The organism is Mesorhizobium calcicola (assembly GCF_042682105.1).
Taxonomy (GTDB): Bacteria; Pseudomonadota; Alphaproteobacteria; order Rhizobiales; family Rhizobiaceae; genus Mesorhizobium; species Mesorhizobium calcicola.
In genome coordinates this window covers 72,305-88,007 of sequence record NZ_JBHUGY010000026.1, presented here as the reverse complement: position 1 = coordinate 88,007, position 15,703 = coordinate 72,305, and the positions used below count along the sequence as shown (strand labels likewise).

Here is a 15,703-nt window from a genome sequence, read left to right as displayed (position 1 = left end):
TGCTATGCCGGTAGAGACGACTTCAGTCTCATCGGTATCGCCAGAGCCGCCAAACTGTGGTAGCCGCCGCTCAACCAACCAAAGGACGACACCCGTGAACGAACCAACCGTGGCCCAGGCGACCGAAAGTATCTATGTCTCGCTCCGGGCGGACAATGCCGACATCGACGCACATATCGCGACGCTCAAGGCTGCGCTGACACGAGAAGGGGTAAAACAGGCGGTGTTCGATCCGACCAAGTTGGCGCAGAACAACCGCTCGGGCCGCAAGTTGATGCAGGCTTATTTTCGGCAGCGCGGCGTGAGCGTGAGGTTTTCGGACCAGTAGAGCCGTCGCGCGGGTCTCACGCGCGCCGTTGGCAACATCATGCCGCCGATTGGGCGCAGATGAAAATCCATATGGACGAGGCGACCCTCGCGAACGGCGACATCAACAAAGTGCCGCGTACCCGATGGTGACCTTGGCCTCCAATCCCAGCTTGGCTAGAGTTCGTGACATGCTGAACGCCATTCATCACGTCGCGCTCATCTGCACCGACTACGATCGGTCGCGACGGTTCTACGTCGAACTCCTCGGCCTCGATCTGATCCGGGAGGTCTATCGGGAGGAGCGGCAGTCATGGAAGGCCGATCTGCGGATCGGGTCCGTCCAGCTGGAATTGTTCTCCTTCCCCGCACCTGTGATGCGGCCGTCCCATCCAGAGGCGACAGGCCTGGACATCTGGCATTTGCCGTCGCGAATCTTGATCCCGTAATTATGCGCCTGGAAGCCGCCGGCGTTCCCGTCGAGCCAATCCGGATCGACCCATATACAGACCAACGGTTTACCTTTTTCCGCGACCCAGATGGATTGCCGCTGGAACTCTACGAAACCCCATAAGGAACGGTTCGCTTTCGTGACCACGTCATCGGAGGTGGGAACGGCAGTCGGCAGATATGATCCGCCACTCGGCTGCGTCACCGGGCTCCTTGCCACGGGCCAAGAGGCCGACCGCTCTGCGCCTCAACGCGGCCATTGTGCTGACGACGCTCCAGATCCTGTAAGCGGTCATTGTTCATTGCCGCCCTTGGAGGCCGCTCCGCGAACTGACGCAAACGAGGCACCTAGGACGTAGTGACGATTTAAGGGTTTGGGATTCCCAAGGATTGGCAAATCAGATTCAACGCTGATTTTTGGAGATCGGCGATGGATTGCGATGCGCTTGGGGACGACCAGTGGGACCGGATCAAGGGTTTTGTGCCCGGCGGCACGAAAGGCAAGCGCGGCCCGCGTACAGATAATCGGAAGTTCCTCGACGCGCTGTTGTGGATGGCGCGTTCGGGTGGCCGTTGGCGCGACCTGCCGGAGCGGCTTGGCGATTACCGCTCGGTGAAGCGGCGCTATTATCGTTGGATCGGGATGGGTGTGCTGGACGATATGCTGGAAATGCTCGCCCGCGAAGCCGACCTCGAATGGCTGATGATCGACAGCACGATCGTGCGAGCGCACCAGCATGCCGCCGGGGCACGCAAGGTCAAAGGGGGGCGGATGCCCAGGGCCTGGGTCGGTCTCGCGGCGGCCTGAGTACCAAGATCCACGCCGCCACCGAGGCGCTCGGCCTTCCCATCCGCCTGATCGGCACCCCCGGCCAGCGCAACGACATCGCCTTGGCCCACGACCTGATCGACGGTATCGACGCCGATGCCGCCATCGCCGACAAGGGATACGACGCCGATCACCTCGTTGACAGGATCACTGAACAGGGCGCAGAGGTCGTCATCCCGCCCAAGCGCAACCGCAAGGCCCAGCGGCCATACGACCGCGATCTCTACAAGGAGCGCAACCGCATCGAGCGCTTCTTCAACAAGCTCAAGCAGTTCAGGCGCGTCGCAACCCGTTACGACAAGCTGCTCGCAAACTTCATGGGTTTCGTCAAACTCGCAGCGATCGCCATTTGGCTCAGATAGTTAAATCGTCACTACGTCCTAGAGCAATTCCAGGAAAAGTGTGAAACGGTTTTCCCGGGAAAAGCGCGTAGCGCTTTCCCTCAGGGAATTGCGTCAAAACAAACAGATAGAGCGGTTCGCCGTTTCCGTGAAACGGTGAACCGCTCTGGAGGGTGGTCATGGGCAGTGACTTCGGCAGCACAGGAGTGTAGCCTGACAAGGCTTCCGCCAGCCCGAAGTTCGCCGTATGCCCCGCTTTCTTGCCGTCTACACCATGAAGCCCGAAGACCTTGCCGGCTTTCGCAGCCTGCCCAAGCCAGAGCAAGATGCGATTGATACCGTCGGCTTGCAGCAGTGGACGGACTGGGAGGGGAGAAATGCCGCATTCTTCCCTGATCGCGGCGGTATGGTCGGCAGAACGACGCGCGTTACAAAGGACGGCATCGCCGACGCCGTGAACCCTTTCTGCGGCTACATTGTCATCGAGGCCGATACCATCGAGGCTGCCGCCCGCTTGTTCGAGAACCATCCGCATTTCACCGTCTTCCCGGGAGACGGCGTGGATATCATGCCCTTCCTCACCGACCCACAATGACTTGAAACTCCGGCTGCCGCTTTCTGATGTCAAAAGCCGTCTGTCAGCTCTCGGCCCATCTCGGCCATTGGCGGCAGCCAGTTGATTGAGCTTTGCGAAACGGCTTTCCGTCTACAATTGCATCAAAAAGATGTGGACCGGTTCTGCGTTTCCGCGAAAGGACGAACTACGCTGACCGGCCTGATCACCGACCGCGCCGGTCGGTAAAGGGCGAGGCACAGCACCGCGACCTTGGTGAGCAGCGTGGTCTTGGAGGAGATGCTTTCTGAGGTGTTGAGAAGAATGAGCCAGCCCACCACTGGCAGCCAGACGCCAGGATGGCAGCGGCGCGCCACCTCATGCATGAACAGCCCGAAGCTGGACATCATCAAAAGGGTGAAGAAGGCGCCCTGGTAGACCGTCATGCGGATGAATGGGTTTTCGATACCCCATTCTAGGCCGTTGATCCGGCGCAAGCTCTCGACGAGATCGACGCTCGGCCCGACGATCACATCGCGCAGTTCCAGATAGTTGAAGATCTCGAACATCTCGACGCGGGCATTGGCACTGCCGCCATCCGAAACGAAGCGGCCAAGCAGCGCATCGAAAAAGCCCTGCGAGGCCAATATGGCGATGGCAGCCGGCAGCAGCGCGACCAGCATCATCGCCAGGGCGGCGCCGAGCAGGTTGACGCGTCCGGTGCGCAATTTGCGAAAGCCGTGGAAAAGCACATAGCTGCCACCCAGCAGGATGGTCACCACCATCGCCGACCGGCCGCCGAACGCAACGAGCGCGGCGCATTGCAGGCCGATCATCGCCAGCCGCAGCGGAGCCGGCAGCGATCTTGCGCCGCTCAAAAGGGCAAGCACGTAGATCGACGTCACCGTGGCATTGCTGAGCGGATGCCCCTGCAGCGCGCTCGAACGCAGATCGGTGGCAAACACCTCGCCATCGAAACGATAGGGAAACACCAATGTCTTGGTGGCGAATTCGACAAGGGCGAGCAACGCATTGACGGTCATGACCGCGTGAACGACGGTGCGCAGCCGGGCGAATGTCCATTCGTCATTTTCGCCGAGCATGAGCACCAGCAGCCCGGAAGCCACGAACGTGTCGATCATGCCGGCCATGCCTGGACGTTGCCTGACGATGACGACGAGCAGGAGCACGACGGCGATGACGATCATCAGCGCGGTGGCCGGACGCCTGTCGGCGACGTGGACGCAATAGCCGACCGGATTGCCGAACGTGCACGAACGCCAGGCAAACAGCAAAATGATGAGATAGGTGGAAGGATGTATCTTGGTCGCCGCGCTGCCTGACAGGCCGTCGTAATTGTAGCCCAGCAGCCAGAGCATGCCGCCCGAGACGCTGAACAGCACCACCACGGCTGCGATCAGTCCAAACTGGGTCACCGCATCGACGGAGGTGCCGGCGCGGGGTGCGGCAGCGCCGAAATTCGAGGCGGCTCCGCTCCAGCCGGAGGCCATGTCAGGCCGCCTCGTCGACCAGCAAGGCGCCTGTCGGCACCCGCCCCATCACTGAAATCGCCTGCACCGTCGCCTTGACATCACGCATCGGCGTGGCGTTCAACCTGGCGACGAGCACAATCTCGTCCACCATGGCGACAAGCGGAGAGGCATTCAGATTTTCGGCGAGCGCGCCGCCATCGACGACGACGAGTTCGAAACTCCGGCTCGCCTGGGCAAGCATATGCTGCGCGAAGTAGACGCCGTGCGCTTCCTGGAAGATCGCCTTCGGCCGCCCCCTGCCCAGAAGGGCAACGTTGCTGCCCGGGGCGTAGCGGCTGACCGCTTCAAACGCATACTCGCCGCGCAACACATCGAGTATTCCGGGCTGCGGGTCCTTCTGGCCGTTGCTGGCGTTGGTATCGACGAACAGGACCCGGCTGCCCCTGGCCGCCGCGGCGTTGGCGAGGAGCCGTGCGATCCTGTTGCGTTGCTGGCCATCTTCTGGCGGCGACGTCACCAGGATCGATGGCACCAGCGGCCAATCCGGCGGACGCCGGCCCGAACTGAACATGCGCCGGAGCGCGAGGCCGACGACGGCGTCGGTCTTCTGGCTGGTCGCTACGGCCGGGCTCGTGCCGAAACGCCACCAGCGCCGTCCCGCCTTCTCTCCCGCCGGCAGGATGCCAAGCACGGGAGCATCGATCGTGAATTGCATCTGGGCGCTGGAAAGCACCGTCGGCGAGGAGTACTCCGCGATCAGCGCCAGGCCGGTGCCCAGCCCCAGTCCGCCAAACATGGCGCCAAACAAAAGCAGCCCCAGCGGCGGCCAGCTCTTTTTCTGGGCAGGCATGGCATCCGAAATGACGCGCGCGTTGGTGCTGTCGACGTTAATCTGCTCGCGCGTTTCCTGGGCCCGCTGCAGGTAGGTTGCGTAAACGGAACGGACCGCCTCGAGATCGCGTTGCAATTCGCGCAGCCGCACGGATGCCTGGTCGGTGTCGAGCGATTTGTTCTTGAGGCCGGCGACTTTCGCTTCCAGCGCCTGCTGGTTGGCGAGCGCCCGCTCGTAATCGGTCTCGGCGGCCGTCTGGATCCGGCCGAGCTCGCGCGCGATCAGCTGCCGCGTGTCATGCAGCTGCTGCTGCGCGGCGATCATCGACGGATGGCGCGGTCCCAGTTCCGTGCCAAGCTGCGAGACCTGATCGACAAGCGTTGCCTCCTGTGACCGCAGGCTCGAAATCACCGACGAGCGCATCGCTTCCGAGGTTCCGTCGGGCGTGCCGCTCTGCTTGCGCATCTGGTCGACCTGCGCCTTCAGCGTCGCGGTACGGCTTTGCGCCGCCGAAAGCTGCGTGTTGAGCTCGGTCAGCTCCTGGTCGCTGACCAGATTGCCTGCCGCCATCACCATGTTGTTGGCGGACTTGTAGGCTTCGACCGCATTCTCGGCCTGCTGAACGCGCTTGCGCTGTTCGTCCAGCCGCGCGGTGATCGCCTTCGACGCATCGGTGGCGGCTTGCGCGCGCGCGCTCGCCTGGTCGGCCAGATAGGCTTGTGCGATGGCATTGGCCAGAAGTGCGGCCTTGGCCGCGCTCTTGGCGGTGACGATCACGTCGAGGACCAGGACCTTGTCCGCCCGCTTCACTGCCAGCCGCCGGCGCAGGCCGTCGAGCGTTGCCACCGTCCTGTCGGTCGCGGCCGAACCCGAACCGAGGACGCGCGACAGCATGCCCTGCCCGTTGAACTCCGGATCCTCGGTCAGTTTGGTCGCCGCGATCGCCCGCAGCAGCACGCCCGTCGACTGGACGACGCTGACCTGGCTTTCAACCTGCGTGATGCCGCCATCGGGCGAGATCCGGCTCGGATTGACATCATTGGTGACCACTTGCAGATCTTGCGGATCGATGATGATTTCCGCCACCGAGCTGTAGAGCGCGGGGGTAAGGAGGCCGTAGAGCAGGGTTGCGAGCGTCAGCAGCACGGCGGTGCCGATGATCCACAAGCGACGACGCACCAGAATGCGCTTCAGATCGCCAAGCTCGACAGTCGAAGGTGCGTATGATCCCGCTGGTTCCACCGATCCCGCTTCCGGAAAGTATTGCTGAGGCACCACGGGCAGAGATGATAGCATAGCTGCCTCCTACAATACCCCATTTGCCTGCAAGACCAAATTGCGGCGTGAGCCTAGCTATTACTCCAATTGTTAAAACATTATTAATTATGTTCGGAGCCCGCGTGAATTTTGGCACGGAGTTTGCTTAGAAGAAAATCGGAGTGTTGAGATTGCAAAACTGAGCAGGAGACGGGCATAGATGGGGCAACACTTCAACCGGACCGGCCGCGTCGGCAATGACATGTGCCAAACCGTCGGGCGTTCGATATGCGGGTAAGCCTTCGCCTGGACAGCCAATGCGTCCGCGCTTTCCATGTCATGTTGCTTCAGCGCTTGGCCTCGCTTCCGGAGGTGACGCTGTTCGTCGACGCCCGGCCGGCTGACGGCGGCATCCCGCGCAGCGCCGAGGCCTTGTTCCAACTTGAAACAGCAATACATGGCTTGCCCGGCGACGGGCCGGCCAGGCGCGTGCCACTTTCGGAACTCGCTCCTTACCGCACGGAGCGGCCCTCACCCGACCTGGTGCTCGACCTCTGCGGTGACGTCCTGCTGGAAGGCACGCGAGTCTGGCGCCTCACCTATGATGGCGCCAGTGGAGAAGCGGCCTTGCTGGCCCTGATCCTCAACGGCCAGACGCCGCTTGCCCGGATCGAGGAAAACGGCGTTGCGATTGCCGCCGGGCGCCTGGGAACCGAGTATGGCGGCATCGCACTGGCTTCGTTCCAGGACATGTTGGCGCGCACGGCAAGCCTGATCGTTGCGGCGATGACAAGTGCGGCAAAGGCCGTGCCGGTGCTGCCCGAGCCGGCGCAAGCTGGTGCCCCGCCGCCAATGCCCTCGGCCGGCAAGCTTGGCGTGAGGGCGGGCAAGGCACTGGCACGGCGGATCGTCCAGAAGATTTACCATCTTTGCTACAACGCGCCGCACTGGAAGGTCGGCTGGCGGCAAACCAGGGGCCAGGATCTGTTCGACTTGCGCGCGCATCCGGCATCGGGCTGGCAGGTGCTGCCGGACGATGGCAGCCGCTTCTACGCCGATCCATTCCCGATCGTTTACCAGGGCCAGGTCACCCTGTTCGTCGAGGACTATATCCACCGGCTCGGCAAGGCCATCATCTCCGCCGTAGCCTTCGGTCCGGCCGGCCCGCTCGGACGCCCTGAGCCCGTGCTCGAACTGCCCTACCATCTCTCCTACCCCTTCGTCTTCGAGCGCGACGGCGAGGTCTGGATGGTGCCGGAAAGCTGCGCCAATGGGACGGTCGACCTCTACCGGGCCACGGCGTTCCCGGGTGGCTGGGTCAAGGAAGCCACGCTTCTGTCTGGCGTCGTCGCCAGTGACGCCACGCTGGTCGAGCATGGCGGCAGCTGGTGGATGTTCGCCACCGTGCGGGATGGGACAGGCACCATCCGGGATGGCGCAGGCACCACCCGGGATGGCGCAGGCGCCACCCGGGATGGCGCAGGCGCCTTCTCCGACGCACTGCATCTGTGGTCGGCGCCGGATTTTCGCGGCCCCTGGACTCCGCATCCGAACAACCCCGTGCTGATCGACATCGCCTCGGCAAGGCCGGCCGGCCGCATGGTGAAACGAGGCGGCCAATTGCTGCGCCCGGTGCAGGACTGCCGCAGGAGCTATGGCGCGGCTCTCGGCATTGCACGCATTACTCACCTTGATTTGATCGGCATGGAGCAGGTCGTTGAGACGATATTAAACCCAGGTGCGCTATGGGGTGGGCGCAAACTTCACACCCTCAACGAGGCGGGCGGCCTCGAGTTCATCGATGGTTCGGCGATCGCACCGCGCTGGAAGCAAAGAGGCGGCCGGCATTAGCCTAAAAATTGGTTACTACCAGTCGCGCGCGCAGGTTGCTTGAGGTTGATTTGGCCCCCGGCGTATTTTCCACCACAGATTGCAGAGCGGGAAGATGACTAGCAGAAAGGGCAGCGAAATGAGCACCGCAGAGGCTGGCCTGACCGAAGTCGACGTGGCGATCGTCGGCGCGGGACTGGCCGGCACGACCTTGGCAACGGTGCTTGGAAAAGCAGGCCGCAAGGTGGCGTTGATCGATCCGCACCGCGTCCACCACCCCGAGTTCCGGGCCGAGAAGCTCGGCATGAAGCAGCTGCAGCAGTTCGAGAAGTTGGGCCTCGACGCGACGGTTCTGCCGCTCGTCACCACGATAGACGAGATGCATATCTTCCGCCTCGGGCAATTGTTCGCGCGCGAAAGCAACCGCGAGTTTGGATTTTCCTATGGCGCTCTGATCAACGGCCTGCGCGACGCCTTGCCGCCTCAAGTTCCGTTGACGGTGGGCAAGGTCGCCGAGATCATCACCGGACCGGACAAGCAGCGGCTTGTGCTCGCCGACGGCGCCGTCATCGACGCGCGTCTTGTGGTGGTGGCCACCGGCTACAGCGAAGCGGTGCGGCGCGCCATCGGCGTCGACCGCATCGAAGAATCCAAGGCGTTTTCGCTATCGATCGGGTTCGACCTCGCCATCTCGCCGCGCGACTGCGCCTACCATTCGGTCACCTATTACGGCAAACGGCCCGGGGATCGTATCGCCTACATCACCATCTTTCCCATCGGCAACAAGATGCGGTCGAACATGTTCGTCTACCGGCAAGTGGCCGAGCCGTGGACAAGGGCTTTTCGTGAGGAACCGCAAAAGATGCTTTGCGAGTTGATGCCCGAGATATCAGCGCAATGCGGCAGCTTCGAAGTCGCGGGTCCCGTCGAGGTCAGGCAGATCAATCTGACCACGACGCAAGGCCACCGCCGCGACGGAGTGGTCTTCGTCGGCGACGCGTTCTTGACGACATGTCCGACGCCGGGCGTCGGCATCGAGCGGGTGATGACCGATGTCGATCGGCTCCATTCGGTACACATTCCGCGCTGGCTCGAAACACCGGGAATGGCGGCCGACAAGATTAGTGCCTTCTATGACGACCCGGTCAAAATCGCAGCCGACGAGAACGGCATGAGGTCCAGCCTCTATTCCAAGGCGATCACCACCGGCACAGGGCTGGAATGGCGCATCCGCCGCCTGCGCAACAACACCGCGCGCCAGCTGATGATGGTCGGCCGCAAGATACGGCATTTCGGACAGCGGCGGGCAAATGCTGTCGCCGGCGAAGCGTCATAGAACACGCCGTCGCCCGGTCACCCCAGCGTCAATCCCGCCTTGCGCGCCTCCTCGCGCAGGAACGGCAGCCCGACTCCAATCACATCATCGGGGTTGTCGGCCACCGGCCGCCATGCCGCCAGCTCGCCGGCAAAGTCGACATCGACATGGTTCATGCTTCGCGCGCGCGTGCGCGGGAAGCGGGAACGATATCGCCCGTCAGGTGTTAGAGACAAATGACGAACACCATGGAACCCCACGGTCACGGGATGGTGGCCGATATTTTGGCCTTGGAAGTCGCCAATGCCAGGCAGCGCATTAACCGGACCGAGCTTGCGATTCAACGCACAGAAGAAATGCTGGCCGAGAACATCGCGCTGCGCAGCAGGATACAAACCGCGCAACAGCGTCTGGTCGAGGCCGCGGGGCGCTTAGTGAAGATTTCCAGCGCAACGGTGCCGCTGTAGCCGGCGATCGCCTTCCATGCAGGCCGCCAAGGGCAGTGCGCGCCTACTGCCTGTCGACAATGGCTATTGTCGGTTTCCTCCCCCGGGACGCGGGCTGTTGCCTGGCGAGCCAACGGATTCCCGCATCAAAACCTGGCAAGGCTCGAGCCGCGCTCTCGGCTGCCCCTCCCCGCCTTCAATCCTGGCAAACAACGCCTCCATGGCGTGGCCGGCGATCTGGCGCACCGGCTGCACCACCGCGGCGATGGCCGGCCATGTCACCTGCATCCATTCGGCGTCGTCGAAGCCGACCAGCGAAATGTCGTCGGGGCAGTGCCAGCCACGCCGGCGGAATTCGGAAAGCGCCACCAGCGTGCCCTTGAGGAACAGCGAATAGACGGCCGTCGGGCGTTCGCCCCCACCCTTCACTTCGCACTTGTCAAAATAATCGCGCAGTTGCGCCCTGAGCGGTTCGATATCGGTTTCGGCCAGCAAGACATCGATGCGGACATCCGGCGCCAGTTTGAGCGTGCTGGCGCGGAAGCCGTCGAGGCGGGCGCGCATCGTCGCCGCCTGTTCGCCGAGGCCGATGATCAGGATGTGGCGATGGCCCTTGCCGATCAGTTCGCGCGCCACCTCGGCACTTGCCGCCGCACTGTCGGCCGACACGGTGTCGAAGGCGTCGTCCGACAGCACGCGGTCGATCAGCACGCCGGTCATGCGGTTGGCCTTCATGAACCCGGCCGCCGGGCCGTGCTCGTTGCGCACCGGCGCCAGCACCACCCCGGCCACCCGCCAGTCATGCATGCGTTCGAGGATTTCCTTCTCGCGCGCTTCGGATTCGCGGCTCGATGCGGCCACCAGCGTATAGCCGCGCTGCTCGGCCAGGCTTTCGAGCTGGGTGACCATCTGGCCGAAGAATTCGCTTTCGAACTCGGGCATGATGGCGCCGATGATGCGGCGCTTGGCCCGCCGCATGTCGGAGGCCAGCGGATCGACGCGGTAGCCCAAAAGCTTCACAGCATCGAAGACGCGCTGCGCATTCTCGGGCTTAACCGTGGTGACACCGGCCATGACCTTGGAGACGGTGGCGGCGGACACGCCGGCATGGCTTGCCACGTCATGGATCGACGGACGCCGCTGCTGGGCTTGCTTGTGCGCCATTGGTCCTCCTCCCGAGGCGGGGACAAACGCATTCCTCGTTCGCTGCAAAATCAGTAAATCGATTTTTCGCGATTGTAAATCGTTTAATCCGAGGTAATTTGAAGTCGAGAAGCGTGACCGGATCGAGCCCGGGAGGAATCGTCATGTCAAACAACACTTTGCCGCTGGTCATCAGCGCACCCGAGCCACGCACGCTAGACCTCATCTTCACGCCGCCGCAACTGGCGCGCTTGCGGGAGAAATACCGCATCGTCGAGACGGCGCCCGACGGCGTTGCCAAGCTCCCGGCCGATGTGCTGGCTGGAGTCCGCTACATCGTCGGCCAGCCGCCGATCACGCCTGAGACGCTCGATCACATGAAGTCGCTGCGCTGTATCTTCAATGTCGAGACCAATCTGATCAACAACATGCCCTACGAGACGCTGTTTGCGCGTGGCATCCATGTCGTCACCACCGGCCTGGTCTTTGCCGAGCCGGTGGCCGAGCTTGGCCTTGCCATGGCGCTCAACCTCGCCCGCAACATCGTCGATGCCGACCTCGCCTTTCGCCAGGGCCAGGAATTGTGGGGCGGCGACGGCAACCAGACGGCGCGGCTGCTGTCGGGCGCCGATGTCGGCATCATCGGCTTCGGCGATCTCGGCCGCGCGCTGAACCGGCTGCTGTCGGGTTTCCGCACCCGCACCAAAGTCTTCGATCCCTGGCTGCCGCCGTCGATCCTCATCGACAATGGCGTCGAGCCGGCCTCGCTCGACGAGGTGCTGTCGCAGAGCGACTTCGTCTTTGTCGTCGCCTCGGTGACCAGCGAGAACCAGGGTTTTCTTGGCGCGGATGCCTTTGCCAGCATGCGCAAGGGCGCCGCCTTCATCCTGCTCAGCCGCGCCGGTGTCGTCGATTTTCCCGCCCTGATGGCGGCGGTCAAGAGCGGCTACATCGTCGCCGCCAGCGATGTCTTCCCGGAAGAGCCGCTGGCGCCGGACCATCCGGTGCGTGCGCTGCCCGGCTTCCTGCGCTCGGCCCACCGCGCCGGCGCGCTCGACATCGCCTTCAAGCGCATGGGCGACATGGTGCTGGAGGATATGGACCTGATCGACCGCGGCCTGCCGCCGCTGCGCTCCAAACGCGCGGAGCGCGAAACGGTATCGCGCATGCGCTCCAAGCCGGTGGACAAGAACTGACCGCGTAGGTCGAGCCCGCTCACGACCCTACCTTCGTCATGCACGGGCGAAGCGGACGCGCAGACCCGAGAATCCATCCCGCAAGCGGCGCTTCGGTGAAGAAAAACTCGCTCGTCAGTCGCAGTCTGCGGCGAGAGCCGGCGCATCGTAGAAGGCTCCGGCTGAAGCCCGCCTGACGTGCCGGTGAACGAGAGAAAGCCGAAAAAGTTTCAAGCTTTTTCGGCTATATTTTGCCAGATTTGCCCCCTTTTCCCGGAACTTTTGATCCGAACCTGTCGTTTTGCCGGATGATCGTTGCTCAACGATCCCAAAATCAGCAGGAGGATCATGCCATGAATATCAAGATGATCAGCTTTGGCGCCATGGCGCTTTCGATGGTTGCTGGCTCCGCCCTCGCCGCGGGCGCGACCGGAACATCGGCTCTCGACGACCCAGCCAAGATGCAGCCCTTCTACACCGACTCCAGCATGAAGAAGATGGTCGGCAACGACGACTTCGTGAAGGCCTGGAAGGCACTCACACCGGAAGACCAGAAGATGGTCATGGCGGCCTGCGAGGACGAGGCCAAGAACGCCAACGCCGCCAACAGCCATCCCGAATTCTGCAGCAGCGTGAAAGCGAACGGCGGCAGCAAGTAAGCGAACCGCTCTTCGGATCGACGACAAGGCAGCCCCGTTCGCGGGGCTGCCTTGCGTTCGCCGGGGCCATGGCCAACAGGATTCGGGGGCCAAGAGGATTCGGGGACAACAAGATTTCGGGCCGGGGCCATCGACGTCGATGCCACAGCGCCGCGCCCGTTGGCTGAAAGGCGCCTCCCTTTTTCTGGCCATGTTGCACTGCGATAGATTTGTTGCATTGCGATATCAGCCTGCCCGGCCGACATTTGCGGCGGGTCGGGCCAAGGGGTGGGCCAAGGGTGGGCTTGCACGAAGGAGCCATCGTGGCAGCATCGTTCCGGCCGGACATACAGGGATTGCGCGCGCTCGCCGTCGGCGGTGTCGTCGCCTATCATTTCGGCCTCACCGCACTGCCCGGCGGCTTTGCCGGCGTCGACATCTTCTTCGTCATCTCCGGCTGGCTGATCACCACCCACCTGATGCAGGAGATCGGCGACACCGGCAGGCTCGATCTGTGGCGCTTCTATGCCAGGCGCGCCCGGCGCCTTTTGCCGGCGGCCCTGTTCGTCATCCTGGCGACGCTTGCGGCCGGCTATTTCATCCTGTCGCCGCAGGAACAGGCGCTCTATTCGCGCGGCGCCATGTTCGCGTCCGCCTACGCCATCAACCTGTGGCTGCTGCGCTGGTCGTTCGATTATTTCGCCGCCGACGCCACCAGCAATCCCTTCATCCACTTCTGGTCGCTGTCGGTGGAGGAGCAGTTCTACCTGGCCTGGCCGGCGCTGCTGCTGCTGGCCGCCTGGCTGCGTCCGGGCCGGCGCACCGCCGTGGCGGTGATCGGCGCGGCCGGCCTCGCCTCCTTCGCCGCCTGCATGTGGCTGACCAGCGCAGCGCCGGCCTGGGCTTTCTATGTCTCGCCGCTGCGCGCCTGGGAGTTCGCCGCCGGCGGCCTGGCGACGCTGGCGCCGGCGACTTTGCTGCAGCACCGCGCCGCGCTGCGGGCGGCACTTGGCTGGCTCGGCCTGGCGCTGATCGCGGCGGCCTATCTCCTGCTGAGCGAAGATATGCCCTTCCCCGGCTACCTGGCGCTGCTGCCGGTTGCCGGCACGGTGCTGGTGCTGGTGAGCGGGGTTGGCGCGGAGCAGACCGGAAGGCGGGCCTGGTGGCAATCCCTTGGCCCGGCCGCCGCTCTATCGCTGCCGCCCCTGCAATGGATCGGCACGCTCTCCTATTCGCTCTATCTCTGGCACTGGCCGGTCATCGTCTATGCGCAGATGCTGGTGCCGGATCTCACCGCGCCGCAGCGCCTCGGCTGCGGCGCGCTGGCGCTGGCGCTGTCGGTGTTCACCTATCACCTGATCGAGAACCCGGGACGGCGCGCCGGCTGGCTGACGGTGGGCGCAAGAGCGCTGGCTCCCGCGCTGGCGCTGACGGGTGTCGGCGTGGCCGTAGCCTACGCCAATGCGCATCTGGCCCAGCGCAACATCGATCCTGAGCAGCGCGGCATCGAGCGGGCGGCCGAACAGCCCTCCATCGCCCGCGCCGTCGACAAGAGCTGCCTGCTCGACTTCCACACGGTGACGCCCAAACCCTGCGTGTTCGGCGCCACCGACGCCGCCCACACCATCGTGCTATTCGGCGATTCGCACGCCGACCACTGGTCGACGCCGCTGATCGAAGCCGCAAAACGCAACGACACCAAGGTGGTCACCTATCTCAAATCATCATGCCGCGCCTCGCGGCTCTCTACCTTCAACACCGTGCTGAAGCGCGACTACACCGAATGCGACGCCTGGCGCGAGCAGGCGATATCAGACATCATTCGGCGCAAGCCGCGCCTGGTGGTGATCTCGGAATTCTCGATCGGCAATTTGACGCGCGACATGCCCGCCGCCAGCCGTGCCGCCGAGACAGCGCGCTGGCAGGCCGGCCTGCGCTCGACCTTGCAGGCCTTCAGCCGGGCCGGCGTCGAGGCCGCGGTGATCCGCGACACGCCGATCAACGCCAGCTTCGCCGATTCCTGCGTGGCACGCACGCTGTGGTGGCGCGAGGCGCCGTCGCCGCACTGCGACACGCCAAGGGCCAAGGCCGCCAATGACAATGCAGCCGCCGCCGAGCGCGCCGTCGTGACCAGCGTGCCCAACACTCTCTATGTCGACCTGACCGACCGCTTCTGCGGCCGCACCGCCTGCCACGTCTTCATCGGCGGCAAGCTCGCCTTCCGCGACCGCCACCACCTCGCCACTGCCTTTGCCGAGACGCTGGAGGGGCCGCTGGAAAAGGCGTTGTTTTGAAAACCGGCGCCCGCGCCCCCTCACCGCCACCCACCCGACGCCGTAATCCGCTCTCCGGTCACCCACCCCGCCTCGTCTGAGGCCAAAAACACCGCCACCTTCGCAATGTCGTCGGGCTGGCCGAAGCGGCCGAGCGGGGTGATCGCCACCAGCGCCTTTTCGTGTTCGCTGCCGACGACGCCGACGCGCTGCAGCCCTTCGGTGTCGACGCCGCCCGGCGCGATCGCGTTGACGCGGATGTGGCGGGCGCCGAGTTCACGCGCCATCGACAGCGTGATCGAATCCACCGCCGCCTTGGTGGCGGCATAGACCAGCGAATTGGGCTGCGGGTTGAAGCTGGCGACCGAGCTGATGTTGATGATGCTGCCGCCGGCCGGCCCGAAATGCTTCACCGCTTCCTGGATGGTCAGCACGATGCCCAGCACATTGGTGTCGAATTCGCGGTGGAACTCGGCCTCGGTCACCGCCTCCAGCGGCTCGAACTGGAACACGCCGGCATTGTTGACCAGGATATCGACGCCGCCGAATGACGACTTTGCCGCTTCGAACAGGCCGCGCACCTCTGCCGCCCGCGCGACATCGCCCTTCACCGCCACCGCCCGGCCGCCGGCGCCCTCGATGGCAGCGACGACGCGCTCGGCCCCTTCCCGCGATGAGGCATAGTTAACCACGACAGCCGCACCCGCCGCCGCCAGCCCCTTGGCGATGGCCGCGCCTATGCCCTTCGACGCGCCGGTGACGATGGCGACCTTGCCGTTCAGACTGCTCATCCATTCTTTCCTCGTGATGTTGACGATGAGC

The 15,703-nt window shown here is 63.9% G+C and carries 16 protein-coding genes; 11 read left to right on the top strand and 5 right to left on the bottom strand.

Annotated elements, in window-relative coordinates:
- Nucleotides 1-94: 94 nt before the first annotated feature.
- The 5 genes from ACFSQT_RS16545 (at nucleotide 95) to ACFSQT_RS16525 (ending at nucleotide 2,521) form a co-directional block, all read left to right on the top strand.
- Nucleotides 95-328 carry a hypothetical protein gene (locus ACFSQT_RS16545; protein WP_379020368.1) on the top strand — a complete coding sequence of 78 codons (234 nt, stop codon included), beginning with the start codon at nucleotides 95-97 and terminating at the stop codon, nucleotides 326-328.
- A gap of 169 nt (nucleotides 329-497) precedes the next feature.
- Nucleotides 498-755 (top strand): VOC family protein, encoded by a 258-nt coding sequence (locus ACFSQT_RS16540; RefSeq protein ID WP_379020366.1) that lies wholly within the window; start codon nucleotides 498-500, stop codon nucleotides 753-755.
- A 2-nt stretch (nucleotides 756-757) separates the two neighbouring features.
- On the top strand, nucleotides 758-880 hold the full coding sequence (locus ACFSQT_RS16535; RefSeq protein WP_379020364.1) for a VOC family protein: 123 nt from the start codon (nucleotides 758-760) through the stop codon (nucleotides 878-880).
- A 306-nt stretch (nucleotides 881-1,186) separates the two neighbouring features.
- Nucleotides 1,187-1,947 (top strand): IS5 family transposase gene (locus ACFSQT_RS16530; RefSeq protein WP_378925984.1). Its coding sequence is split into 2 segments (ribosomal slippage): nucleotides 1,187-1,526 and nucleotides 1,526-1,947, totalling 762 coding nucleotides; the frame shifts between segments, so codons are not numbered across the junction.
- 226 nt (nucleotides 1,948-2,173) lie between these two features.
- Nucleotides 2,174-2,521 carry a hypothetical protein gene (locus ACFSQT_RS16525; RefSeq protein WP_379020362.1) on the top strand — a complete coding sequence of 116 codons (348 nt, stop codon included), beginning with the start codon at nucleotides 2,174-2,176 and terminating at the stop codon, nucleotides 2,519-2,521.
- A gap of 122 nt (nucleotides 2,522-2,643) precedes the next feature.
- Here ACFSQT_RS16525 and ACFSQT_RS16520 read toward each other — a convergent pair whose 3' ends face one another.
- Entirely contained in the window at nucleotides 2,644-3,990 is a 1,347-nt protein-coding gene (locus ACFSQT_RS16520; RefSeq protein ID WP_379020360.1) for a VpsF family polysaccharide biosynthesis protein, read from the bottom strand.
- 1 nt (nucleotide 3,991) lies between these two features.
- Complete coding sequence (locus ACFSQT_RS16515) at nucleotides 3,992-6,100, bottom strand: GumC family protein (protein WP_379020358.1); 2,109 nt, start codon at nucleotides 6,098-6,100, stop codon at nucleotides 3,992-3,994.
- A 249-nt stretch (nucleotides 6,101-6,349) separates the two neighbouring features.
- Between ACFSQT_RS16515 and ACFSQT_RS16510 the strand changes: the two genes are divergently transcribed.
- Both ACFSQT_RS16510 and ACFSQT_RS16505 read left to right on the top strand, forming a co-directional pair.
- A complete protein-coding gene (locus tag ACFSQT_RS16510; RefSeq protein ID WP_379020356.1) occupies nucleotides 6,350-7,912 on the top strand; it encodes a glucosamine inositolphosphorylceramide transferase family protein in 1,563 nt (520 codons plus the stop codon).
- A gap of 118 nt (nucleotides 7,913-8,030) precedes the next feature.
- Nucleotides 8,031-9,227 carry an FAD-dependent oxidoreductase gene (locus ACFSQT_RS16505; protein WP_379020354.1) on the top strand — a complete coding sequence of 399 codons (1,197 nt, stop codon included), beginning with the start codon at nucleotides 8,031-8,033 and terminating at the stop codon, nucleotides 9,225-9,227.
- A gap of 17 nt (nucleotides 9,228-9,244) precedes the next feature.
- On the opposite strand, the gene ACFSQT_RS16500 is transcribed toward ACFSQT_RS16505, so the two are convergent.
- Complete coding sequence (locus ACFSQT_RS16500; protein WP_379020352.1) at nucleotides 9,245-9,382, bottom strand: hypothetical protein; 138 nt, start codon at nucleotides 9,380-9,382, stop codon at nucleotides 9,245-9,247.
- A gap of 60 nt (nucleotides 9,383-9,442) precedes the next feature.
- Here ACFSQT_RS16500 and ACFSQT_RS16495 point away from each other — a divergent pair, with 60 nt between their 5' ends.
- Complete coding sequence (locus ACFSQT_RS16495; RefSeq protein WP_379020350.1) at nucleotides 9,443-9,673, top strand: hypothetical protein; 231 nt, start codon at nucleotides 9,443-9,445, stop codon at nucleotides 9,671-9,673.
- A 63-nt stretch (nucleotides 9,674-9,736) separates the two neighbouring features.
- Here ACFSQT_RS16495 and ACFSQT_RS16490 read toward each other — a convergent pair whose 3' ends face one another.
- Nucleotides 9,737-10,816 (bottom strand): LacI family DNA-binding transcriptional regulator, encoded by a 1,080-nt coding sequence (locus tag ACFSQT_RS16490; protein WP_379020348.1) that lies wholly within the window; start codon nucleotides 10,814-10,816, stop codon nucleotides 9,737-9,739.
- Between the two features lie 143 nt (nucleotides 10,817-10,959).
- Here ACFSQT_RS16490 and ACFSQT_RS16485 point away from each other — a divergent pair, with 143 nt between their 5' ends.
- From ACFSQT_RS16485 to ACFSQT_RS16475, 3 genes are all read left to right on the top strand, one after another.
- Nucleotides 10,960-11,991, top strand: coding sequence for a hydroxyacid dehydrogenase (locus ACFSQT_RS16485; RefSeq protein WP_379020346.1), 1,032 nt, complete (start codon nucleotides 10,960-10,962; stop codon nucleotides 11,989-11,991).
- Nucleotides 11,992-12,323: 332 nt separating this feature from the next.
- On the top strand, nucleotides 12,324-12,629 hold the full coding sequence (locus tag ACFSQT_RS16480) for a hypothetical protein (protein WP_379020344.1): 306 nt from the start codon (nucleotides 12,324-12,326) through the stop codon (nucleotides 12,627-12,629).
- Nucleotides 12,630-12,931: 302 nt separating this feature from the next.
- Nucleotides 12,932-14,902 carry an acyltransferase family protein gene (locus ACFSQT_RS16475; protein ID WP_379020342.1) on the top strand — a complete coding sequence of 657 codons (1,971 nt, stop codon included), beginning with the start codon at nucleotides 12,932-12,934 and terminating at the stop codon, nucleotides 14,900-14,902.
- A 20-nt stretch (nucleotides 14,903-14,922) separates the two neighbouring features.
- Here ACFSQT_RS16475 and ACFSQT_RS16470 read toward each other — a convergent pair whose 3' ends face one another.
- On the bottom strand, nucleotides 14,923-15,672 hold the full coding sequence (locus ACFSQT_RS16470; protein ID WP_379020340.1) for an SDR family NAD(P)-dependent oxidoreductase: 750 nt from the start codon (nucleotides 15,670-15,672) through the stop codon (nucleotides 14,923-14,925).
- Nucleotides 15,673-15,703: the final 31 nt, after the last annotated feature.